Below are 26,470 nucleotides of genomic sequence, written 5' to 3'. Positions count from 1 at the left end.
AAAAATGGTGATAAAAATGAGATAAATTGCCGTCAAACAAGGAAAATAGCGCCGATAATATCGAGATATTAGTCAGCTATTTGACGCCGTTTGGCAAGATTTGGCCATTTTTAACCCATTTAGATGACTATCGATTGAATTGAGGACACGCCCTAGCCTACCTATAAAAAAACGCCTTCATTCAAAGGCGTTTTTTATTGGATAAAACAATGCGATTTAGAACTGCCAACTGTAAACCACATCCACCGCGTTTTCTGCCGCTGAGGTTGCCTCTACATAAATACGTCGAGTTAACTGATAACGAATGGATAAGCTATTTTGAGCATTAAACACCCCTACCCCGTAGCGTATATACAAGTCAGGCGTCACGTAACCGGTGACGTTGACATTGGTGTCTTCACTACTGCCTGAGGCATCAACGGTCAAACTCTGAAAACCAAAAATCTGACCAATTTGATTGGTTAGATTGCGCGTGCCACTCAGTCCAAAGCTTAAGCCCGCGGCGGCTAGGTTATTCGTCACTTGCGATTTAAAGCCTTGCTCACTGATTTGGGTGGCGCCCTTATTATTAATTCGACCTGTCACCAAAGCATTCATTGCCTGCTGCTGGGTCAAACCTGCATTATTAAAGACAATAATATTGGGGCTTTCTGTATTGCCTTTGACACGCACACCTACCGTTTTGCCACTGATCGTTTTAACCGCCTCAATACTGAGGTTAGGTTTCATCACATCACCGTTAAAGCGCACTTGTCCGTAGTTAAGCTCTAGGTTCTGACCAAAAGCATTGATATTGGTACGACGTGATACTTGCACCACCCCTTTTGCACGCATAACACCCGTGCCATTTTGAGTGATATTAATCGCACCAGCTAAAGGAATAACGGCACCAAAACCACGGAAGTTGATATCATCACCCAAGTCGACACCGATATCCGCATTGATTGACCAAGGTTTCGATATTGCCAATACCTCGTCAATATTGCCAATGAGACGACGATCAAGAACCACTGCATCCTCGGTTTGAGTAATAATATCTTCGCTGGCTTCTGGCGGACGAATGGTCGCTGACGGTACGCTGACCGCTCCTTTAATATCAACATAACGATCGCCTGGACGCACGATGATATCAATATCAGGATTGATTTCTGCCACTAACAATGGTGGCTGAGTAATCACCAAACGCTCGCCGCTAACGCTAAGCTTGGCTTGGAGTTTTTGTTGCCAATTAACTGTCCCAGTCAAAACCCCTTTACCCGTACCACTGCTAAAGGTTCCATCAATAGTGGCTTGCGTGCCACGAATTTTGGCGTCAGTATTTACATTGGTTAAATTAATGGGCAAATCAAGCATCGCAATACGACCATTAGCAAGTTTCACATCGCCATAGAATTGCGGCTTATCTAATGTACCGCCCAATCCTCCTGCCATCGTGACATTGCCCTCTAGCACTCGCATACCTGGGAAGAAAGGCTTGAATATCGCAAGGTTAAGCTCATTCAATACTAAAGCGCCCGAAATTGGCTTAGGCGTCTTATAAGGATCAACGACCACTTCCGCATAGCCACGCGCACCGCCACCAGTATTGATATCGGTACGTAGTTTGATGCCCTCAGGAACGGACAATGCAATTAGTGAGACCCGCTTATAAGGCAGAGTGACGGGTAGACTATCACCATCTTGAATCAAGCCGATTTTGCCGTTGTCTGAATACAGTGTGGTATTAATCGTCGGTGGACGACCACGTTGCCAGCCAACAATCGCCTTACCATTAATTTTGCCATGCCAGTCGATATCTTTGGGTAAAAAGACAGAGAGTAATGACGTATCTAGATTTTGCAAGGCGATATTCACCTCACCTTTATCAGGTGACGCGATTAAGTTTTCACGTAAGCACACCTTGCCCGTTTGATCGGTGGCTTGCCAGCAGTGCGCTGCCAACTGTACTTTTAAATCGTTATTATTACCATTTTTATTGTTGGGTAAATTAACAATTAACTGCGCTGGCTGTAACTGATTTAAGGTCGCATATTTGGATTGAACACGGCCCTTACCGATGACGCCAGACCAGCTCAGTTTATCCCGATTGAAGCCGCCTTTAAGCCTTGCGCCAATCGTGAGCTGCTCATTGGCAACGTCAAGATTGACCACATGCGCCTGCTCAGTACCATTAAAAGTTGCTTTAACGCTTTTAAAACTCTGTCCAGCTGCATCTAAGCCTTCAGCGGTGATAATAAGCTGACTTGGGCTGTTTGCCAAATTGACCAGCTTACCGCGCACGCGACCTTGGCGCAAAATAAAGCCCGGCAGTGCAATTCGCTCACCGACTAAATCGATATAAATGGTTGGAAGCGCTTGTCCTACTGGCTGTGATAAGGTCGCACCGCCAGTGACTTTGCCAGCCAATTTATCTGACAACTGATCCAGACTGGTGATGTTAATTTTGGTTTGTAATTGCGTAGCATTGCCATTAGCAGTAACATAATTATCACCCCAACGTAGCACTAAATTATCCGCGTTTAAGCTGTCTATCAAGGCATTTACTTGCTTATATTGCGCCTGTGCATCTTGCGTTTGTAGACGCTTGAAATAGCTTGCCAAATCTTTTGGCAGACGCATCTTCGCCGCTAAGCTACCCTTGGCACTAAGCGGTTGACCCTTTAGCATACCTCTTAAATCAATTTTTTTGATATTAATGATTTGCTGCGAGTCACTCCAGCGCCCATCCGTATCGATAGTACCGGTGATAAGGCTTGGGGTATCTTTGAGGAAATAACCAATATTAAAACGATCCATCACTGCGTCAATATCCCACGCAATGCCTTGACGTACATCAACCGTCCCTTTAGCATCAATACTGCCTGCCGCGCCCACATGACGGAAACGCTTGATACGAATCAGCTGATCATCACCACTGGCATCAATGGTCAGCTTGCCCGCTGGCAATTGCTCAGCATCTAGCACTCCATCGAAATTCACCGCAAAACGTTGCAGTTTGCCTGCGGCATTTTTACTATTCTTAGGCGCAGTTTGCCACTCGCCACTGGTTTTTAGATCACCTGTGATAATCGCTGGATTATTGGGCAAGAAATAACCCAAATTAAATTTATCAAAGCGACCATCTATCGTCCAGCCGATATTTTTACGCAAATCGATGACGCCCTTGGCATTCACTGCGCCCGCTTCACCGTTGTAATTGAGCTTACGAATACTGATAAACTTTGGCGTGCCAGCCGCATCAATAGATAGGCGTCCTTTTGGTACATCTGCAGTATCGACTTGTCCCTTGAAGCGCGCATCGAACATAGACAGCTCGCCACCAACGATATCGATTTTGGCATCACCCGCACCCGTTATGCCAATAGCACGGCCATCTTGAGTCGCATCAAGTTGCGCCTGCAAGTCGGTATTTTTTAAATTAATAATATGACGCTGACCACTAACGCCACCTTTAGTAATAGTTAATAAACGACCACGCGCGCTGACACTACCGGTTAGGCGCTCAAGCGGCAAATCACTGCGATACTGTTTGGGTAATAATCCATTGGTACGCGCATCTATCTGCCATGTGAGCGGACGCTTTTTATTTGCCAATTGAATCTGCCCAGTACCTGATAAGTCGCCCACGACTCCTTTATAATTCAGGCGATTGATGTCGATGACATCCCCAGCTTTGCGCACGCTCACGTCATAGTTGCCTTTAGGAGCGGCATTCAATTCATTAATGACTGCATTGGCATCTATTGATAACCGTGAGCCACGAATGATGACATCCGCCTGTCCACGCGGACTATCAATATTACCGATATTAGGCACATCGCGGCGGATTAGGTTTTGCCATTTGGCATCGATATACCAAGGCGCTACCTGTGTCGACTTCGCTGACGTTTTGCCTTGGACGATATTGGCATTCACATGCTCGCCATCACGTTGACGCAAATCTGCATCAAGCTCTATGTTACCAGTGCTGTTTTGCTGCTGATAATGTAATGACAGTCGACCATTCAGCTTTTGCGGTGCATATGCTTTGAAATCAGCATAGTCATCAGGAATAACGCGGCGAATATCAAAATTGCTCCCTGTCGCTCGTACTTTTGCATCAAAACTGTCTTGCCAATCTAAAATACCTTGCAGAATTAAATTTCCAGCTGGCACCTGAGCATCTAAGCGATCAATACGTAACTGACTGTTTGCAATGACGGCGCGACCTTGATAGTGGCCAGACGGAATGTCTTTAGCCGTCAGCTCAGTATTGATACGCAGACGTATTTCAGAGATAACCCCTGTCGCGGTAGCAGTACCACTTTTCAAACGAATTTTTTGGCTTTCAGCATAAGGGATCAAAATATCATCCCATTGCAATTTTGCCTGAAAAGGCGAATCCTGATCCAATCCTTGGACAACAAAATCACCGCTCACATCGCTGTCATTGTAGCGACTACGAACCTTACCAACCGTACGTTTTAGCGTCCCTGTTGCTGTGATATTCAATGGGTCAACATAGGCTTTTTCTAGCGCACTGACTTCTGCAATCGCGCTTAAATCTAGCGGATAGTCGCCTTGTAAATCAATTTCACCTTGTAAGGCACTGATTTTGACGATATCAGCATATTGTAAATCGCCGCGACCAACCGTTACCGTGCTACCGACCCATGTCAAATCACGGGCAACAATATCCTGCACAACGATGGGCTCTTTGGTCACTTGTTTATAAGTAATATTTTTTATTTTAGCGTGATCAAAGCGTAAGTTCACTGGTAGCTGTAACGTTTTATAATCGAACGGCTCACCCGTTGGTGGCTTGTTATTGATAATCTCAATGGTTTGTATGTCTGCATCACGCAGATGCACTTCTTTGGCAAATATGGCACGCCAGCCTATCTTGACGTAAGCTTTATCAACCAATACTTCAAGGTCTTCAGTCGCCTTGATATCGATATCAGTGACCCAGATACCATCACGTAAATTACCGCGACCATATTTAAAATCAATGCCCGTCTCAGCACTGACTTTCTCTAATATAAACTTCGTACCCGACTCTGTGCCCATTGCGTAAAAAAACACGGCAAACATGATGGCCAGCACAATTAAAATAAGCACGAGTAATTTGAGCAAAAATGACAGCGGATACCAACGTCTGACGGCACGAGCGTCACGCTGTGCTGGATCTTCATCTGGTGCGTTATTAGGCGGGGTATTTTTTGTCAGCATGACACTCAACTACGTTAAAGAATGGTCACCGGCAATCGGCACGATAAATAAGAAATACAACGGATATTGCTAATAGCGCGTATTGAACCTGTCTCTATGTCACTAACGGAGACGACTTAATAATGTTCAATACGCGCTAAATGATGTCACCACTGGATTACATGGCTATAAAGGCGAGCCAATAAAGAAATGCAGCCTAACGGGTATGCTTTCTTCTGTTACGCCAGCCGCCACATCAACTCGTACCACACCGACTGGCGATGCCCAGCGGATACCAACACCGACGCCGACCTTTGTCTCAGTCTCGAAGTTTTTGTCGTAAGCATTACCCACATCAGTGAAGAATGCCCCGCGGAATCCTGGTTTAAATTCATAATTATACTCTGCACTACCAACCGCAAGCACTTGCCCACCAGTCAAATAGCCCTTGTCGAGCGGTGACAAGCTCTCATAGTCATAACCACGAATACTTTGGTCACCACCCGCAAAGAAGCGTAATTTATAAGGCACATCATAAAAATCATCTGCCCAGATGTAGCCTGTATTCAGACTGCCCAGCACTTGATGCTTTTGCTCATCGCCAAAACTATAAATGCCGCTGACACCTGCGCGAATGATTGCCAAATTAGTGTCGCTAAGGGCTTTATCAGCCCCTGCTTCAAGCGAGTAATACTGACGCATACCGCGAGTCGGATTGGTCACGCTGTCTACGTCGGTTTTGTTCATACCATAACCAAATAGCAGCGCTTGCTGCTTAGGCTTAGAGGAAGTAAAGCGGATAGGTAGGTCGTCCAACTCTGTCTCATCGACCCCAGTCTCTAGCTCATCTAAACGGTAATTCACAGAGTAACTGCGATTCCAGCCACTGTCACGGCGAATATTACGCGCCAATGCTGCTTTTAGCGTCGTAGTAGAGAGATCGAAGTTGCCTTCACCTTGGTCGATGACCTCTTCTTCATAGGTAAGACGCGCATCTAATTTATCGTTAAGTGGATGTTTCCAAGGTCGACTGGCATAAACAGCGACGTTTTTAGTAATTCTGGAAACTTCGGTCTCTGCACCGGCTTGATAGCCTTTACGATTGAGCAAATTATAGTCTATTTTTGCCGTCGCTCGCACGCCGGTATCTGTGCCATAACCAAGACCTACTTGGGCATCGCGCGGCTTACTTGAAGAGACAAAAACATACAACGGTACTTTTTTACTTTCTGCCACTTGTTGCGGTGTTTTTCGACCAGCCAGCGTTGGTGGTACAAAGTTTTCATCAGTGATTAAGCTTTCTTCATCAGGGAATATTTTTTGCGCAATATTACTGATGCCGTCGCTTATTTTACCCAAAAGATTGTCCGCCTCTTGGTCTTTTTCATCCAATACACGGTCATTTGGTAAGCGGCTCAAACGCTCTGCTTTTTGTTTGATAGCTTGTAGTTTATCAAGTGTTGCTGCATCAGCTTCAAAATCGATCGCCGCAATGTCGGCGGGATTGACTGTTTCACCGCTATTGGCAGTCGTATTACCCTCACTCTCTGCGTTATTTTCATCACCATCATCAGCGTTATTGTCTTGATTAACACGGCTACTATTAGAAGCAGCTGAGCTTTCAGCACCATTATTGCCCGCAATGTCTAAGGCGCCATCACTATTAATATCGTCGTCGAGTGTGCCGCTATTATTGGTAGGCGTGTTATCAAAAGCCAAAGTACTGGCTTCACTGCGTTCATCTGGCGGCAATATCGACTCAACGTTGACCGTATTAAAATAACGAGTCGCTGATAAGTCATTGCTAAACTCGGTCACCGCTGGACGATAAAAAGGATCGCCGGACTTAAAGTCGAACAACTGTTGTAATAGTGACAACTCAACAGGTAGCTTGTCAGGATCTTGGGTTAAGGTGTTGGTTTCTTCATCGTATGTAAAAAACACAACGTCATCAAACTCATAACGATCACCAGTGTTGTAGACCAGCGACACATCCGCTGTATTATCTGGCAAGATAATATCAACGGATTTGTTGAGCCAATATTGATCAAAATAGCCATAAGTATTACTCAGCGACTCAAGGGCCGCCTTGCTATCTTTATAAACACGGTGATTGAAGATATCACCGACTTGTGGCGGCAAGTCTTTTTCAAGTGCTATATATTCTGGTTGTTCACCGCCTTCACCGCGAATCTCAACAATACGGCTATCCACACGTACCGGCTCGCCCAACTCTTCGATAATGACATCGATCGTGTCAGCATTGCGCTGACGTAGGCGTAACGTAATGTCATAGTAACCCACTGCTTGGGCTGCCTCTAATGCTGTTTGGCGCAGGCGTGGCAATGCGGCCGTAAAATCGGTAACTGACTGAACCGTCGTATCATCAAGGGCAGCCTTGATGTTTTTCATGGGCTGAACGTCATTATCCGCTTTGGTGAGCTTTGGCTTACCATTGACAGTACCTTCAGCGGTCGCCTGCCGTAGATAAATTGTGGTATCTACATGTGGTAATGCCATCACACCTGCATTGAACAAACGGTTATAAAGGCGTTTCACGATATTGCCTTTATTACGCGCCATTGGCTTGGGCTTACTGGCTTGTTCGATACTCTGGTTTATTCCCTGAGAGTCCGCTTGATAGTCTGGCAAGTAGTCATCAGGATTGATGATATCTGACGTTGTACCGTCTTCATTGGTCTCATCACTGGCATTGGCAACAATCTCATTATCGAAAGTACCGGTTCCATCCACGCGCCCACTACTGACAGAGTCGCTAACATCGATCGGACGCGACATAACTTCAGCCGTCTGTGCGCGTTCAGCGGCGCTCTCATTCCTACCAAGTGTCTCAAGGTTGTTAGGAGTTGGCAGATTGGTCGCATCCAAATCCACATCTAAACCAATAGGCGGGGTTGTATCATCTAATGTAGCAATTGGCGCGTCAAAATCGCGATCGTTATTGCTGATATCATTATTATTGTTATTGTTATTGTTATTAATGTTGGTACTATTAACGTTACTGCTATTAACGTCCGTACTATTATTGATGTCATCAATATCTTGGGCATTCTGCATGTCCATCGCAGCCAGCTCACGATCAATCTCCTCGGGCGTCATCATCTGATAACCCTGCTGCTGTATGGCTGCGGCTTGTTGCAACAAGTCATCATTGGCGCTATTGGAAAGATCGAGCTGAGCATCATTTGCGCCAGCCATATTATCCATGGCATTTGCCTGAGAATTGGCCATACCCTGAGACTGAGCAGCTGGTTTTTTAGCGCTTTTATCTTGAGCATCAGACTTCTTAATGCCTAGACTTTGTTCACTGTACTCATCCAATACTGACTGATCGATAATGCCCTGCTCTACTGCCTTTTTTAGGCGCAATGCATCCAAAGCGATATCAAGCTGAGTATCATCATCTGACAGTGTGGTCGATTGAGTGCTGGTTGATTGAGTACTGGTTGGTTGAATGTTTGATTGATCGACAGCTATTTGATTGCTCGTAGGTGGTTTAGGAGAACTGACATTATTTGTGGTATCAGCCAATGCAGCAGGTGCCATACCGAAACCCACCAGGCTAGTCGCTAGCGCAGTGAAAAGTGCTGAGCGCGTAAAATGAATGCGCGGCGCATTGCCATGAGTTGCCATAGCTGCTGCACGACGTGTTTTTTGAAAACGGTCACTCTGAAAATCTTGAATTTCAATATCCTCTCGAACATTATCCGTATCACACTGCATCATCGATACATTGCGCGCAAGCGTTGAAGGCTGGTGTTTCATGTGTATTTCCTATCACCTCACGCGGCACAATATTATGAACGATAACAATCGCCTAGTCTTACCGGTGAATAAACTTATAGCAGTTGGCTGAATTATGGTTTACTGTCTTGCTTTGGATAATGACCGTTTATAACGCAAACCTTGGTGTCAGATTAGCACCATGTTTTTATCAAGATATGGACATGCGTGAGTGGTAGCAAGCCTTTGCCATCACTCACACCTCGCGACGCAACCATGCAAAATTTACAAATCATAACTTAGATAATTATGAAATCATAGCGTCGAGCGCATGTATTTTTACCAAAGCCTTGCTATTATACGGCTTAATATTGATAAAACCTATGCTATATTTCGATAAGTTTTTGATACTGTTAATAATTATATCGATAATTACTTTCACTTTAAAAGCGGTATTCAGCGCTTTTCTTTGATCTAGCAACCGCGACCCGTCTGTAGGAATTTTCATGGCCAATCAGTTTCAATTATTTAAGCACCGCCGTTTTAGCGCCATGTTTTTTACCCAGTTTTTGGGCGCGTTTAATGACAATATTTTTAAGCAAGCACTCATACTGGTTTTGACTTACACCGCTGCGAGTCAGTTAGGCATGGAAGTCAGTATTTTGAACAACTTGGCCGCGATGTTGTTTATTTTACCTTATTTTTTGTTTTCTGCACTGGCAGGACAAATCGCGGATAAATTCGAAAAATCAAAACTCACACGATTGATTAAGCTGCTTGAGTTCGTAATTATGATAATTGCGGCAGTAGGGTTCGTGTTTGAGTGGTATGCATTATTATTTGTTGCGTTGTTTCTCATGGGCACTCAATCTACTTTTTTCGGACCTATTAAATACGCCTACTTACCACAAGCGATGAAAGAAGATGAATTGGTTGGTGCTAATGGTTTGTTTCAAATGGGGACGTCGTTAGCGATCTTGCTCGGTATGATTATCGCGGGCGTTTTAACCCAGATAGCACAGCCGCTCTATTGGATAAGTGTGACAGTATTGGTCATCGCCGTATTGGGTTATTTTGTCGCACGATTAATACCCCACATGCCAGCGATGCAGCCAAACCTAAAAATCAACTGGAACATTGTGACCACTAGTGTGGCGACGGTGCGCTACTTATATTCATTGCCTTTTTTGTTCTTTGTCATCCTTGGTAATAGCTGGTTTTGGTTTTATGGCGCGACGTTTTTGACCCAAACGCCAGAATTCAGCAAGGTCATCTTACATGGTGATGAATCAGTGGTTATTTTCCTATTAACCTTGTTTTCTGTTGGTGTGTCGATTGGCTCATTATTATGCAAATCATTAACCAAAAACCAAGTCAGCTTGCGTCTTTTGCCCTTTGGTATCGCGGGCTTAAGTATTTTTGCGATTGATTTGTATTTTTCACTGTCAAGTCTCAACATCAATGTAAATAATGCGACTCTGTTTGGCATCAGTGAGTTATTTGCGGTGAGTGGCAGCTGGCGCGTGTTTGCTGATTTATTCTTTTTGGGCTTTAGCGGCGGTTTATACATCGTACCGTTATATGCCTCTATGCAAGCCTATGCACCCAAGAGCCACCGCGCGCGTGTCGTTGGTGCCAACAATATCTTTAACGCGATATTTATGGTCACCTCAGCGATTTTCTCTATCGTTATCTTGAACGCTTTGGGATTCAATTTACCTCAGCTATTTTTAGTGACAGGACTCATAAACATTGCCTTCGGTGCCTTTTTATACAGTAAACTCAATAAGCATATTAAAAATGCAGTCATCCAAACGCACGATGAAGTGGCTCCATAAGTAAGATTGACATGCTGCTATAGCAATCGGTGTGTTATCAAATGGATAATATTGATGCTGATAATTTGGATTGTTTGCTATAGTAATACCTATGCGTTAATCACTATCATTATTTTAGAAATAACGGATAATGTTTTTAGCAGAACAGATAAGTTTAATTTTTTGATCGTATTTAAGCCATCAGGAGTGAATCATGACCCTGCGTCCCTTATCCAAAGTCGACCAATTATTACTTGGGGTCGATAAGGCATTACGAGCTGTCGTACCACATTCAAACCCTAGCACTCGTCCACTACCAGTCAGCAGTGACGAGATTCCTGAGCTCACTATCACCGAGGCGCGACATGTTGCCGGATTGATGCGTATCAATCATACTGGTGAAGTATGCGCGCAAGGTCTGTATCATGGTCAAGCATTTGCCGCCAAAGACAATGGCGTCAAGCAAGCCATGCAACAATCAGCCGAAGAAGAGGTCGATCATCTGGTCTGGTGCGAGACGCGATTAGACGAGCTTGGCAGTCATGCCAGTGTCTTTACGCCATTATGGTATGGCATGTCTTTCGGTCTTGGCGCAGTCGCGGGTGCCATCTCTAATGAATTTAGCTTGGGATTCGTCGCAGAGACAGAAGCTCAAGTCAGCGAACATTTACAAGACCATATCACCCAATTACCAGAGCACGATAAACGCTCGAAAGAGATACTGGCGCAAATGGATATTGAAGAGTTGCATCATCGTGAGCTGGCATTAGCAAGTGGCGGCGCAGCGTTATCACCGCCTGTACGTCATACTATGCGCTGGATGGCCAATCGCATGAAAGCCACGGCATATCACTTGTAATTGCCATCTGTGATAGCAGATTTTGAGCGATAGGTTGTGATGATAAGTGTGTTGTGATGGTAAGTGCAGTGCGCTTTATTATTGATATTGCTCTCATTTACCCTGCTGTCGCTGGCATGACGTACACGCTATCGCGTTACTATTAACAATCCTACTACTGATAGCGCTCAGCTGAATTTGTTAGGGTATTAAAAATTTGTATGATTTTGCCGCAAAGACATGAGCTAATAACCATTCAATTGCTAAATAACAACTAAATAAACTAAGGTAACGATTTTTATGAAAGCCATCAACCAATCGACTCTCTCTGCCCGTTCGTCTAGCAAGTCGCCTAAACTGGCAACTCTGACAGCACTGGCAACAGCTTGTGCCATGCTATTATCAGCGCCTGTCAATGCGGCAGAAACCAATGCAGCAACAGATGCTGCAAAGACCGATACTGCTGCCACATCGGTGCCTAGCGCTATGGATTCTAGCAAACGTGTGATTCGCCTTGCTCGACCGACTGCGGCTAGTACAGCACAAGAGGGTACTCCATCAACTTCACCGACTGCGGCAGTGACAGCCAATACTCAACCAACTGACCTTCAAAGCAGTAGCGTTCCACAAAGCGCTCCTTTGCCAAATAATGCTCAGCCGTATCGTGCGCCAATGAGTACATTGCAACCACAAGATGTTGTACCAGCACCAAAAATACCTGAGTTCACTGGCACCACTCGAGTTTATGAGCCTGGTCCATTGACCGCTACTGGTGTCGACCTGCGTAGTGGTCAGCTTGCCAATATACCAACGCCGCAAGTGCAATTGTCAGACGTAAGCTTTGTACCGACTGTGTTGATTCCTCAGCAAAACGGTAATAACAACGATAAGCTAGACGTGAGCTTGCTTGATGATTTCATCGAAGACGTCTCACCTAATGCCCGTCATTACCCACCAAACTTCCCTAACCGCTCACAGCGCCATTATACGCGTGAAAAAATCAAAGTATTGGCTGAATGGATACAGCCTTATGCTGAATCACCAAATGCCTCTTATGATGTATTGATTCGTGCCGCTAAACTCAATGGCATGGGACGTAACTTAGATTTGGGATCAGACTATACGATACGTGGTGGAAAATATGTTGACCGTGCCATTAAACTGCAGCCTGATAGCGGCGAAGCCAACTTCTTATATGGCATGATGTTGTCAGAAGGCGGCGGCTTCAAAGAAGGTCAAAAATACCTAGACCGCGCAGTGTCTCTTGGCTATACCGAAGCAGAGCAAAGCTTGGCGCAGTCAGACTTGTTAAGTGATCGCCGCGATAACGCACTAGAGCGCTTACGTCGTCTTGAACAGAAAAACCCTAACAATGACATCATTCGTCAGCAAATCAAACTTATTGAAGAGGGTAAATTCTACATTTGGGATATACCTGCGCCTGACATCAATGTTAAGCCTAGTGCTTAACATTGATTGGGTGTTTAAATGTCATTAAGTAAGTTCACCAAATTCCATGATTGCTCCATAAGCTAGATTGACTCGACTAAGCCCCTGACTTTATATAGAAATTACTTCAATATAGAGTCAGGGGCTTTTTTATGTCTAGCAAAACTCCATTGAATCCAACTTGCTGTCTACCTTATTTAAATGCGTGTTCGATTCAATTATCGAAGTTTAAACCGTATTTTTGAAATTTAAATAAAATAGTTTAATGCGAAAAGTTACGCTACACTTCTTCTTATAAATTACTGACTCAATCATGCTTTTACGACTAACTGGACTCACCTATGACTTTCGCTAGCCCTATCAAAAATATGGTGACGCATGCTAAGAAAACCCCATTTTCGATCACATCAGTCGCCTTGATAGCCGCGGTAGCATTACTACCTGCGTGCAGTACGGTATCAGTGAATAAGCAAGCGTCAGCGAAGACGATTACTGCGCAGCGCGGTAATATCGTCACTACCAAAAAATTAAGCAGTGACACGGCATCAGCGCTCTTATCGGCAGGGCTCAATGAGCAAGCCTGTATGCAGCAGTTTGATTTATGCCTCACTCAGCTTACTGACAGTATTTTGAATGAACACTACCGTCCTGCTTTGGCAGTTTTTGCAGAGTTACACTACGCAAAAGCGCGACAGCTTTCTGCCTCTCAGGACTGCCGCAATGCGCTGGCTCGCCCGCCACTTGATCCTTATTATGCCAACGCACCTTTAGAAGATACAGAAGCTAAAGTCCAGCAAGAAAATACCAATCGCTGTCTAACAGGTTATCAAGAGCGGCTATTCGATGCTATCAAATCCAGTTATACCTATTTATTTTATGACAGTTTGATGCATGACTTTGAGGGCGCAGATCAAGACAAAAGCCCCTCTCAGGCACAGAATCGTATTCCAAATGACACCGATATTCAGACCCAAGACATCTATAATGCCGCCAGTAATGATGTGATAACCCAGCTTTATAGATCAACCAACGGCTCAAATAAGTTGATGGGCGGCACCAAAGTAGATTATTTGCCCACATCCGCTAGCCATCTTAATGACAGTAACCAAGCCGCGATTGCCAATTACTCACCGCTCAAGGGCAAACCTACCGATCAAGTCAACGTCATGAAAATACAAATTGATGATTATGATCTTGGTGTTTATTTGCCTAATGAAAATAACTATTTGCAAAATGCACATAAGCAGACCTCTGCACTAGCAGACTTGGTTTCTACTTACGAATTACGCCTCTCTGGGCTTAACTCAATCAGCAAACGTCCAGGCTTAGGTATCAGCTTGGTGGCCTCACTGGATGACCGCTATACCACCACTATTCGCCAATTATTAGTGTCATCATTGTCAGGTCGATTGGCCAATGAGAAAGATGGAGACACAGATGAGAGCAAGCCAAGTTCGCGTATCTACCCTACTGGACATTTGCTGCTAACAGGATTGATTGAACCAAGCGGCGATAGTGTGCTGGATGTACTAAGCAGTCGCCAGCTCGATATTCATTTATACAACCCATACCAAAGCGAAAGCATTAATATCCTTAATAGTGACTATCCACTGGCGGCTAACTTTTCTGCAGGTTATGGCTTGTGGCTGTCAGAGAACCAGCTAGATGGTGTCGGTTATCTCAATTTAATCACTCGCCAGCCAGAGGCCAGACTGCCCAAATTATTCATGCTTGAGCCTTATGATCCCAATAAGCGTGTCCTGATTATGCTGCATGGTTTGGCTTCTAGCCCTGCCACTTGGGTCAATTTAACCAACGATATTCTCAACGACGATAAGTTGCGTGATAACTATCAAGTGTGGCAGATATTCTATCCAACCAATTTGCCCATTTTAGAAAACCGTTATCAAATACAACAGTTAATCAACAGCACCTACAAGCAAACTGATCCTAAAGGACAAAATCGCGCCAGCAAAAACAGCGTGATTATCAGTCATAGTATGGGTGCCATTATCGCCCGCATGATGTTATCTGATGAGAACTTAGTCGATGACCTAGATCGACTAGACGATCAAAATGTGCTGTCTGATAGTGAAAAACGTAAGATTCGTGACGCACTTAAAGCATCATTTGGCGAAGATCAGCTAAAAGAACGCTTTGAGCTAAAAGCCTTACCACAAGTAGATACGGCTGTCTTTTTATCAGCGCCTTTTCGTGGTACTGACTATGCAGATCGCTGGTTCACTCGGGCACTGCGCCGTATTGTCTATTTGCCAGTTGGTTTGGTAAAAACTGTCACGGACAACTTAGCCACCATTGCCACGCAAGGTGATTTGGCACAAAATCCTTTGGGTGCGTTATATTTACAAAATGGCGCAAGTCAGCTGAGCGACAAATCCTCTTTTATACAGCTGACGAAAGACATCACCATCAATGTTCGTGTGACCTATCACTCTATCATTGCCAATAATGATGCCGATATTACTAAAGGACTGGCGCAAATGCAGCCAGCCGGTGCAAAGGTTGATTTATCGCAAGCAGTAGAAGAAGACATTGAAAATGAAACAGTCGGTACAAGTAGCCCTTCTGATAGCTCAAAGCTCTCTGCCCAACCACTGGTTGCAGCCGTCACCGTCAATGAAGATATCAGCCAGGCACTAACTGAACGTTTATCAGATGGTATTGTTCCTTATACCAGCGCTCATCTCGATGGCGCGGCTTCTGAGACGATTATCAGCGGTGGTCATAGCATTCAAACTAACCCGCAAACTATTTTGACATTACGCCAGATTTTACATAAACAATTGCAGGAATAATGATTGCTTATGTCATATAGCACTGCACTGGTCTTTGCACTTTAAAATTAAGAGTAAAGCAGATGGCTTTGCAACTTTGTACTCTGTTGGATATTTGTGCCTATACTAGGACAAAAATAAAACATTACTGTTATTAAGGTAAACTTGATAACACCTTGTTTTCCCAAGCGATTAGTCTGATATATCTGGGTTTATCTCAGCAGTTTTTAATGACTATCAGGTATGCGACCAATCTGTTGCGCAGCTTGCGTGTGTATCGAGGGAAGCGCATAATATATTGACAGCACCTGACAGTAATGTATTAATTTATAGGGATATAAATTACTTAATTCAGCTAAACAGTCGTTAGCTTAGCCGCACTCTATCCCTAAGATTGCTCGCTAATCAACACTGAGCCATTGCCCGTACTACTTTTTACCTTAATCTATAGACGATTGCGGGCAGTTACTTGAGCGTTTTATGGAAGCCAGCGCTATTCAGCTAACAGATAAGGGTAACCGTTTATGTTCGCTACGTTTATGATTGACCAGCTCGATGCGCTGATGCTCGCGCGTATCCAATTCGCTTTTGTTATCTCGTTTCATATTGTTTTTCCCGCGTTTTCTATCGGACTTGCCAGCTGGTTAACGGTGCTTGAATTCCGTTGGCTCAAAACAGGCGAGCCAATTTATGCTGAAGTTTATAAACACTGGGTCAAGATATTCGCCGTTGTTTTCGGCTTAGGCGTGGTATCTGGTGTAGTAATGTCCTACCAGTTCGGTACTAACTGGGCGGTATTTTCTGACAAAGCCGGTAACGTCTTGGGGCCACTACTCGCCTACGAAGTATTGACCGCGTTTTTCTTAGAAGCATCCTTTTTAGGTATTATGCTGTTTGGTTGGGGGCGCGTGAGCAAACGTATGCACTTTGCTTCCACTGCCATTGTCGCCATTGGTACACTGATTTCAGGCTTTTGGATTTTAGCCGCCAACAGCTTTATGCAGACGCCGCAAGGCTTTATGATGGGCGCAGATGGTCTTTTATATCCTACCAACTGGCTTGAGATCATCTTTAGCCCTTCATTCCCTTACCGCTATGCTCATATGATGACAGCGGCATTCTTGACGACTGCCTTTGTCATTGGCGGGGTTGGTGCTTATTATATTCAATCCAAAAAACACACCGAACACCGTCAACATGGTCGTGTCATGCTAGGTATGGCCATGATTATGGCGATATTTGTCGCACCTGCTCAAGTATTGATTGGCGATGAGCATGGTCTAAATACTTTAGAGCATCAGCCAGCCAAAGTCGCAGCGATGGAAGGTATTTGGGAGGATGAGCGCGGTGCAGCGTTACGCCTATTTGCTATTCCTGACCAAGAAAACCAAACCAATAAATATGAAATAAGCATCCCCTATGTTTCAGGCTTGATTCTTACCCATTCGTTAGATGGGGAAGTAAAAGGTCTAAAAAACTGGGCACCTGAAGACCAACCACCGGTGATGATTGTATTCTGGGCATTTCGCATCATGGTTGGTATTGGCATGTTAATGGTGCTGGTCGGCTTATTTAGTCTCTATAAATACTTTAAAAAACAGCAATATAGTCCCGAAAGTGTCTGGTTCCACCGTGCTTGGATGATGATGACGCCACTTGGCTTTATCGCATTATTGGCGGGCTGGTTTGTGACCGAGACAGGACGTCAACCATGGACTGTATATGGTGTGATACGCACCGCAGAAAGTATGTCACCGCTCGCAGCACAGCAAGTGGCAACCACGTTGATTGGTTTTATTGTCCTCTATATATTTGTCTTCGGTGCAGGCAGTTTTTATATTCTACGCTTGATCGCTCAAGGGCCAAAACCGTATGAAGATCCTGCCGATGATAACTTCTATGAGCACTCAGTGACCGAAAGCCAAGGTCGTGCGCTCAGTGGCGATAGCAATCCTGCTAAGAGCACTGAAGAAGATATAGATACTGCTGCAAACGACGTCGATGATGGAGGGTTACGCTAATGTTTAACTACGGTGATGTATTAGACTTACCTTTAATTTGGGGCGGACTGATCGCTCTATCCGTCTTTATCTATGTATTGCTTGATGGCTTTGATTTGGGCTGCGGTATCTTGTTTCCCTTTGCTGGCTCAGATAAAAACCGTAGCCGCATTATGAACTCTATTGCCCCGTTTTGGGATGGTAACGAGACTTGGCTAGTATTGGGCGGTGGCGGCTTGTTCGCTGCTTTCCCAGTGGCTTATGGCATCATTATGACAGGGCTTTATCTGCCTGTTACTTTTATGCTATTCGGTCTAATAATGCGCGGTGTGGCATTTGAATTTCGCTTCAAAGCATCGTCACGTCGTCACGTATGGGACACTTTCTTTTTTGTTGGTTCAGTCGTTGCTACATTCTCTCAAGGTATTATGCTTGGGGCGCTTGTACAAGGTCTTGAGGCAAGCAACCGTCTCTATACTGGTGGGCCATTTGATTGGTTAACACCTTTCTCGATTGTGTGCGGCTTTGCCATGATTATCGGTTACGCCTTGCTTGGCTCTACATGGCTCATTATCAAAACTGAGCATACCCTACAAGTCTGGGCACGCAAAGTGTCTGGCTGGATGCTGTCTGCTTTAGTAGTGGCAATGATCGTCGTCACAGCGTTTATGTATTTTTCAGACATTAATGCCCTCGAAGGCTGGTTTGGCTTTCCAGGTCTATTATATCTAGCACCTATGCCAATTATAGTTTTACTATTATTTTTCTTGATGCGTAAAGACTTAAGTGGCGAGCGCGAATATCGTCCTTTCTTATTGACTGTGGCACTGTTTTTGATGGGCTATATCGGGGTTTGTTTCGCCATGTTCCCATATATCGTGCCGTATCAGATGACGATTTATGAGGCAGCCGCAGCTGACACCTCACTATCCTTTATGTTAGTTGGTGCCGTCATAATGCTACCGATTATCCTGAGTTATACCGCTTTTGCCTACTACACCTTTAAAGGTAAAACTGGACATGAGCATATGTACTAAGGGTAAACAAAGGATATAAAAATGTGGCTACTGCAAATATGAGCAGTGGCTACACTTTTTAAAGCGTATTAACACGTAGTAGGAGGCGAGCATGAAGAAGCTCAGTAAGAAACAGTCACAATGGGCATGGTTCATTGGGCTATATATAGCAGGGTTTGCAGTTATTTTTACGATTGCTCAATTAATTAAGTTGGCTATGGGTATCTAGCAGTCATTTACAGCCCACTTAGCCATGGCTATATCATATAAAAAAGCAGCGTCGATGAATCGACGCTGCTTTTTTATACGACTACTTATGTAAGATTGGTAATAATTAGGCATCTTAATCTAAGCCCTTTATTATAAATACCATAGTCTAAACGCCATAATCTAAGCGCCTTGATGGTGATCGACACCGTTGCTTTTGATAAATTCATTTACCTGCGCTAAGCGTTCAGGCGTGCCCACATCGATCCAATTATCAGAAATGATTTCAGCCGTGATTTGGAACTTTATCATCGCTTGCTTGAGCAATGGTGCCAACGCCGCTGGCTGACCTGATACCAACCCATCGACCAATCGTGGTGACATCACACTAATGCCAGCAAAGGTGTATTTGTCTGCATCACCAATCGGCTGCTCGCTGGCTAAACCATTATTAATCGCAAAATCACCGCCGTTATTATGCTCTGGATTGTCAATCAATAACAGATGTGCGCGCTGATCAGCGCCAAGCTTATAATCTCGCAATTGCGCAAAATCATAGGTCGTCCATACATCTGAGTTCACTAAGATAAATGGCTCATCGCGCAGCTTGCCAGTTTGTAACGCTTGAAAAATACCACCTGCGGTCTCTAGAGGCTCATCATCCTCTACTGACCAATGCAATTTAACACCATACTGACTGCCATCACCCAGCGTATCCATCAGCTTATCAGCCAGCCATGATGCATTAATGGTGATATCAGTGATACCAGCTGCTTGTAGCGCTTTAATGTGCCAGACGATAAGCGGTTGCCCACCCACCTCCACCAGAGGTTTGGGTGTATCCAGTGTTAACGGACGCAGACGCGTGCCCTTACCAGCAGCCAAAATCATTGCTTGGGTAATCATTGCTCGGTCAATCTCAGACATGTGCACTCCTTTTCTTATTTTATTGGATTATACATTCAGATTAAAATTTACTAATGTTTTAACGTAACTTATCAAATGAGCATTCGCGTCAAATGAAGCTCGCAAGTGATTCACCCTAAATATATTGCTGTACAAACTTACTCTGATAAGCTGGCAGTATATTATCCCTGAGACTCTCATTAAACGGCGCTACTGCTCGTTGCATATGCGGTCTACCGTGCGCCTCTAACCATTCTAATTCAAACATTAAATCACGCATCACCTTAGGAATATCCGCCAAATAGCGGTCTTTGCCATCTCGCTCAGACAAGCGAATAAAAATCCCCAACACTTTTAAATGTCGCTGCACGCCCATGACATTCATATCGTTTTCGAGCTGCTCTATGCTATCTGCCGTGGTCAAGCCTGCCTGCTTTTGCAACCGCCAAAAATCATTAAGCCATGCAGAGACTTGGCTCTCTGGCCATTCTACATAAGCATCTCGCAGCAATGACACCAAATCATAGGTATAAGAGCCGATGACGGCGTCTTGAAAGTCAATCACGCCTAAACGCGAGCTATCCGCTTGGTCTTGCATCAAATTGCGACTGTGATAGTCACGATGGACGATGACTTGTGGTTGCTGCAAAATCTCTTTTATTAAGGCTTCTTTTAAAGTATTCCATAATGCTTTATCAAGCTCGACACCGATATAAGGTATAAACCAATCGCTAAATAAATCCATCTCACGATCTAATAACGCGGTATCATAATCTGGCAATTGATGTTGCGACTTGGCTGTTTCAACTGGCACGGTCTGTAGCGCGACCAACGTCTGCATTGCCAACTGATAATGCTCATCTATCTGCGCAGGCGTCGCATCAACGAGCAGATGGGCGAACTCTATCGCACCAAAATCCTGTAACACCAAGAATCCTTTCGTCACGTCTTGCGCAATGAGCGTCGGCACATTGATAGCCGGTGCCATCAGCTTAGTCACGTTTATAAACTGGCGCATGGCGTCTTGTTCGTCCGCCGAATCCATGACAATATAATGTGCGACTGTCATGCCATTACTGTCTGACAGCTGGATTCTATGGTATTGGCGAGCACTTGCGTCACCGGGTAGACTATCGAGTTGGAACGCTTGGCCAGCAAATACTTGCTGCAACCAGCTCTCTAATTGTTGTAGACGGCTATTGAGTTTGTTATCGATCATATTAGGCTCTAAAAGTATTTTATCAGTCATAATGGGCATCGCAGGTTAAATATAAGTCATAAACAATTAAAGTAGTGATAAGTCAGGCAAAACCTTGTTAAAATAGCGACGTCTTGAGCCAAAAAAACTGCGGTAGCAGGCGTATTGGGATATCATTCGACATCTAGCGCTGAGCATAACCTCAGCAACCATTCAAAAAACAGCTCGGCTATATTATAAATTTTGGTAAATAGTGTAGCTGATTTGGTTTTTTTTGACTATGATTAGTCGTCATTATATGTAAAACAGCCAAATTCTTAAGATAGCATTATCAATCAGTGATTTTTTAGTCGTTTATTAACCGCCATACATGATTAATAATATGGTTACTAAATTCAGTATCGCAATTCAATAGGCTCTGCAATCATAGGTGTGCCCTTGTTATATTCTCCGCTTTACCAAAGCATCCGTTTGATCTTATTTGGTGCCTTAGGCTTGTCCAGCCTAACCGTTAGTGCTGCGCCCAGCAATGCTGACACACAGCAAACTGAGTCGCTAATCACTGACAGTAGCACCCGTTATGTCTCTGATGTTACACCTGATGCCAATCGCAGTAGTGTCCAAAAAGACAGCAACTATAACGATATCCGCTATCAAAATAGCAATAATCAAAAAACTGACTTTCAGCGTAATACGTCTCAAAAGGCTGCTACGGATAACAATGCGTCAGATAGTAGTTTTGACAATACTTTTAATGAAAGCACCTTTAGTGAAAGCACCTTTAACGACAGCATATCTAATGAGCTTGCTATTAATGAAAGCACCTTAGACAACCGCCCTCTAGAAATTACCGCCATTAATGAGAGTGATAATAAAGGTTTTGTACCAGCAGCAGATACGATTGCGACTACTCAAAACAATAGCACTGCTCAGCTTACTGAAACCACTGCACCTAAAGCCGCACAGAAGACTGGTAAAGTTGATGTGAGTGATGAAAGTATTCAAGATAGTCTGCTGCGTTTAGCAGAATTTTATGAGCTGACACCCGATACAGACGCCTCAACGTTAAACAATAGCGATAATGCTAACCAAGATGTCATTCAAAACGAGCTAACACCTATTCCGCAAACCATTCCAAAAGTGGGTAAAAACTTACAGTTATTACCGAATGCCGTAGATAGCGCCCAACGCTGCGAAGGTCAATGGGTTTATCCAAAGAGCAACCCTAACTATCAACGCGCGGTCAATGAGGCGGGAGCAACCAATGGACAGCCTGCGCCAAACTTAAATGGTCTTCCGAATAATCAAGCGCCGCTGTTTTCAGAATCAGATTATGGTTATTACGACAATGTCGACTATGCAGAGCTGTCGGGCAATGTCATCATCAATCAGGGTACCCAGCAGATAGAAGCAGAAAAAGTCTTGTTAGATTTGAGCAATGGCATTGCCGCAGCTCAAGGTAAAGTCATGTTTACTGACCAAGCGACAGGTCAGCAAGTATCACCTAGCAACGCACTAGATAGCAATGCGCCAAACCGCTCATCGAATAACCCCCAAGCCAATTTCACTGAAAAAGCATCAAAAGGCGGGCTTATTGGGGTTGCCGATAGTTTAAATTATAATACTGAAACTGGGCAGTCGACAGCCAATGATGTGGCTTTTGCTAGTGTAGAACTGCAAGCTCATGGTTATGCCAAGCGCTTGAACAGACCAAATGACAGTCAATATGAGCTAGATGATGTCATGTTTAGTACCTGTCCACCAACCAATCGTAAATGGCAGTTTGATGCCAAAAGCATTGATTTAGATACCGATACAGGTCGCGGCGAAGCCTATAACACTACTTTCCGTATCGCTGACGTGCCTGTGTTCTATTTGCCTTATTTCAACTTTCCGATTGATAATCGTCGCACCAGTGGTTTTTTATTGCCGAATGCCAGCATCAGTAGTGAAAGCGGTCTTGAGGTTGATATACCCTACTATTTCAATTTGGCACCCAATTATGATGCCACACTCAATACCCATATTTATACCGATCGCAATCCTATGGTGTCAGGCGAGTTTCGCTATCTGACCGAAAGTTATGGCGAAGGTATTTTTAATGGTTCATATTTGCCTAATGACAAAGAGTACAACGACGAAGACCGCTCTAGCTTCTTTTATGATCATTATTGGTCATCTAAGAGCATTCCACGCTTAAGCGGTGATGCAAAATACAGCTATGTGTCAGATTCAGACTACCTCAATGATTTTGATACGCTGGGTCTATCAGACAGCACCATAAACTTACCACGCCGTGCGCGTGTCAATTATTATAATGACTATGTTGATGGTGAATTGAAGGTAGAAACCTTTCAAACTCTAGACGCTTTTACCAGTAATGGTAAACCCTTAGAAGATAAAGATAAGCCTTACTCAAGATTGCCGCAGCTCAAGCTCGATTATCGACTGCCTTGGGCGAAGAGCTTCGATATCACTGGTGTACACGATTCCGCTTATTTCAAAAAATCCATCGACGATGGCTCTGAGAATGAAAAAAGTGGCGGGCGAATTTATAATAAACTCAGCGCCGTTTATCCAATGGAAAAATCTTGGGGTTATATCAAGCCCAAACTGAGCTTGCAACATCTCTATACCTCTTATGATGAGGATAGCTTAGCCGACAACCAGTTGAGTGATAAAGACGGTAGCCAGTCGGTATTTGTACCGCAAGCCAGTATCGATGCAGGTCTGAATTTCTATCAAGCAGGCTCGCCTTTTGGCGCATTCGACGATACCATGGGTGGCTATCGCTTGCTTAGTCCGCGATTGAAATACACCTACTCGCCATATGAAGACCAAAACGATATTCCGAACTTTAATACGCGTATTGCCTCTATTAACTATGAACAGCTGTTCTCTGACAGTTGGTTCTTAGGGCATGATCGCTTGCAAGATTTGCATTCGCTTACTCCTGGTATCAATTATCGTTACATCGACGCAACGGGTGTGACACGTTTTGATGGTAGCATTGCAGAGCAGTTTTATATCGATAATGGACGTGTTACGCTTGATGATCAGCAACCTGTCTTCACCTCTTCATCTTCAGGGATGGTTTGGGATACCAGCACGCAGCCTTACAACAATTTTTGGGTTGATGTTAGTGGCGCACTGACCAATGATTATGATTTAAATTATATTACGACTGAGCTGCGTTATCAGCCGTCTGACAACAGCTTGTTTAATGTTGGATTTGTCAAACGTCAACGTGATGAAAACACCGATCAGCTGCCACTCTCTGCTTTTACCGCATCGGCTGTCTTTCCAATCAATAACAGCTGGCGAATTTTGGCTCAAGGTCAATACGATTACAATCGTGATAAAGTTCTTGATTCGTTGGTCGGTGTTGATTACGAAGATTGCTGCTTTGGTTTTGCAGTTTATGGTCGTCGTTACTATAATGACTTAAATGTCAAAGACAAACCAACGCAAGCCATTATGGCAGAGATTAGATTGAATGGTCTGGGTAGTGGTAGCAGCCGCCTGACTCGCTTACTCTCTGATAAAATTTTGGGCTTTGAACCTGTCCAGACTGCTTGGAAAGATTAATACCGTGCTTGTATAAATATTTTTACTATATATTTCATAACCCAGTTTGTAACCCTATTATGGTCAACCCTGTCTAATATTTGACTGTTAAAAGTATTAAACAGCGTTGACCAACTACCATCCGATGCGATGACATTGATGAGGAGCATCATGAGATTTTTTTCTTTACGTCAAACCAGCCGTGCTGTATTGCTATCTATGAGTGCCAGTCTTGCGCTTACATTGAGCGCCCAAGCTGCCACCGTTAAACCTGCAAAAGCACAAGCGCCTCAAGCAAATGCCGTGACCGCGCAGAATAACGTCAATCGTTTGACGCCAGCCAATAGCACCGACGGTATTATTGCTTTAGTCAATGAAAATGCTATCTTAAAGAGTGATTTGATCGATGCTATCACCCAAGCACAAGCACGTGCACAAGCGGCTGGTGAGCCAATAGCAAACTCAGCACAACTACAGTCTGAGGTGTTAAATGCGCTCATATTGCGTGAGTTACAACTATCTATGGTCAAGCGCGTCGGTTTAAACCCTGATGAAGCGGCTATCAATCAACGCCTTAGTCAAATCGCTCAAGCAGAAGGGCTGACGAGCATCTCAGCTTTGCAACAGCGTTTGGACGCAGCAAAACCTGGTAGCTATGCGGCGCTACGTGCGCAATTAATCGAAGATGCAGCCATTCAAGCCTTGCAACAGCGCCAAATCGGTAACCGCGTGCGCATTAGCGAACAAGATATTGATGCATTTTTGGCCTCGCCTGAAGCCAAGCGCTTAAACCAGAGTGAGTATCAAACGATTCATGTACGAGTGCCTTACATGGATGACTACAGCCGACTATCAGAAGCCCAACGCAATGAGGCGTTAAAGGTAGCAGAAGCTCTGCGTACTCGCCTGCTTGCACCAAACGTTGATGTCGCTGAAGCGGTCGCTGCTAGCCAAGGCAACTATCCTATTCCGCTACAAGGTGGCGATATGGGCTTTCATAAAGCCGCGTCTCTACCTACAGAGCTATCAAGTGAGATTACCAAACTTGAGGTTGGCGCGGTCAGCGCACCATTAATAACGCCTGAAGGTATCGATATCATTAAACTTGCTGACAAAAAAGCCAGCGACACCATGCTGATACCGCAGTGGCGTACTCGTCACATATTGGTAAAAGTTGATGAGCTACAGACAGACGCGCTTGCTGAGCAAAAGATTAATGATTTGTATGAACAGCTACGCAGCGGCGCTGATTTTGCTGGTTTAGCATCGACCTATTCAGATGATCCCGGTTCCGCTGGCCGCGGTGGCGATCTTGATTGGGTGAGTGAAGAAGATATGATTGGTCCATTCGAAGCCATGATGAAAAACACGGCGGTTGGTGACTACTCTGCTCCTTTCAAAACCCAGTTTGGCTGGCATATCTTGAAAATAGAAGGCAAACGCCAACAAGATGTTAGCGATCAATATCGTCGCAATATGGCACGTCAAGCGCTTTACCAGCGCTTAGCACCGCAAGCCAAAGAAGACTGGCTACAAGAGCTACGCGCAGGTGCTTACATCCAAGTACTTGGCTAACTGATATAGGCATCGATAAGTCAAATCTAATAATGCTTTGTCAAAAAGGGTATATGCTAATGCATGTACCCTTTTTTTATTGACGTTCATTTATGCGCTAAAAATAATCAGAAGGTAATCTCAAATATATTGCAGTATGTCCAAACACAAGAATATCGAATAAAATAA

The 26,470-nt window shown here is 44.3% G+C and carries 13 protein-coding genes; 9 read left to right on the top strand and 4 right to left on the bottom strand.

Features of this window, described 5'->3' with window-relative positions; all coding sequences use genetic code 11:
• Positions 1-216 precede the first annotated feature (216 nt).
• Entirely contained in the window at positions 217-5,211 is a 4,995-nt protein-coding gene (locus ACP69U_RS06065; RefSeq protein ID WP_426138117.1) for a translocation/assembly module TamB domain-containing protein, read from the bottom strand.
• 165 nt (positions 5,212-5,376) lie between these two features.
• Positions 5,377-8,976 carry an autotransporter assembly complex protein TamA gene (locus ACP69U_RS06060; protein WP_426138116.1) on the bottom strand — a complete coding sequence of 1,200 codons (3,600 nt, stop codon included), beginning with the start codon at positions 8,974-8,976 and terminating at the stop codon, positions 5,377-5,379.
• Positions 8,977-9,440: 464 nt separating this feature from the next.
• Between ACP69U_RS06060 and ACP69U_RS06055 the strand changes: the two genes are divergently transcribed.
• From ACP69U_RS06055 to ACP69U_RS06025, 7 genes are all read left to right on the top strand, one after another.
• Entirely contained in the window at positions 9,441-10,772 is a 1,332-nt protein-coding gene (locus ACP69U_RS06055) for an MFS transporter (protein ID WP_426138115.1), read from the top strand.
• 199 nt (positions 10,773-10,971) lie between these two features.
• Positions 10,972-11,610: a 2-polyprenyl-3-methyl-6-methoxy-1,4-benzoquinone monooxygenase gene (gene coq7 / locus ACP69U_RS06050; protein WP_201539625.1), complete on the top strand. Its 639-nt coding sequence runs from the start codon at positions 10,972-10,974 to the stop codon at positions 11,608-11,610.
• A 279-nt stretch (positions 11,611-11,889) separates the two neighbouring features.
• Positions 11,890-13,059 (top strand): hypothetical protein, encoded by a 1,170-nt coding sequence (locus tag ACP69U_RS06045; protein WP_060490700.1) that lies wholly within the window; start codon positions 11,890-11,892, stop codon positions 13,057-13,059.
• A gap of 320 nt (positions 13,060-13,379) precedes the next feature.
• The gene (locus ACP69U_RS06040) at positions 13,380-15,854 is read left to right on the top strand and encodes an esterase/lipase family protein (RefSeq protein WP_426138114.1); all 2,475 of its coding nucleotides are present in this window, start codon (positions 13,380-13,382) and stop codon (positions 15,852-15,854) included.
• Positions 15,855-16,357: 503 nt separating this feature from the next.
• Entirely contained in the window at positions 16,358-17,854 is a 1,497-nt protein-coding gene (locus tag ACP69U_RS06035; RefSeq protein WP_426138113.1) for a cytochrome ubiquinol oxidase subunit I, read from the top strand.
• Positions 17,854-18,870, top strand: a complete 1,017-nt coding sequence (gene cydB, locus ACP69U_RS06030; RefSeq protein WP_045445007.1) for a cytochrome d ubiquinol oxidase subunit II — start codon at positions 17,854-17,856, stop codon at positions 18,868-18,870. The genes ACP69U_RS06035 and cydB overlap by 1 nt, the downstream gene beginning before the upstream one ends.
• A 91-nt stretch (positions 18,871-18,961) precedes the next feature.
• Positions 18,962-19,078 carry a DUF2474 domain-containing protein gene (locus tag ACP69U_RS06025; RefSeq protein WP_372815413.1) on the top strand — a complete coding sequence of 39 codons (117 nt, stop codon included), beginning with the start codon at positions 18,962-18,964 and terminating at the stop codon, positions 19,076-19,078.
• Between the two features lie 161 nt (positions 19,079-19,239).
• On the opposite strand, the gene murU is transcribed toward ACP69U_RS06025, so the two are convergent.
• Together murU and ACP69U_RS06015 are read right to left on the bottom strand one after the other, a co-directional pair.
• Positions 19,240-19,983, bottom strand: coding sequence for an N-acetylmuramate alpha-1-phosphate uridylyltransferase MurU (murU, locus tag ACP69U_RS06020; RefSeq protein WP_045451815.1), 744 nt, complete (start codon positions 19,981-19,983; stop codon positions 19,240-19,242).
• A gap of 115 nt (positions 19,984-20,098) precedes the next feature.
• A complete protein-coding gene (locus ACP69U_RS06015; RefSeq protein WP_426138112.1) occupies positions 20,099-21,181 on the bottom strand; it encodes an aminoglycoside phosphotransferase family protein in 1,083 nt (360 codons plus the stop codon).
• 417 nt (positions 21,182-21,598) lie between these two features.
• Here ACP69U_RS06015 and ACP69U_RS06010 point away from each other — a divergent pair, with 417 nt between their 5' ends.
• Both ACP69U_RS06010 and ACP69U_RS06005 read left to right on the top strand, forming a co-directional pair.
• Positions 21,599-24,748 (top strand): LPS-assembly protein LptD, encoded by a 3,150-nt coding sequence (locus ACP69U_RS06010; protein WP_426138111.1) that lies wholly within the window; start codon positions 21,599-21,601, stop codon positions 24,746-24,748.
• A 150-nt stretch (positions 24,749-24,898) separates the two neighbouring features.
• Positions 24,899-26,302 (top strand): peptidylprolyl isomerase, encoded by a 1,404-nt coding sequence (locus tag ACP69U_RS06005; protein WP_201503077.1) that lies wholly within the window; start codon positions 24,899-24,901, stop codon positions 26,300-26,302.
• Positions 26,303-26,470 lie beyond the last annotated feature (168 nt).

The organism is Psychrobacter sp. TWR1-1-1, from assembly GCF_049895865.1.
GTDB lineage: Bacteria > Pseudomonadota > Gammaproteobacteria > Pseudomonadales > Moraxellaceae > Psychrobacter > Psychrobacter immobilis_A.
The sequence above is the reverse complement of the archived record's forward strand: the minus strand, read 5'-3'. Positions and strand labels throughout refer to the sequence as shown.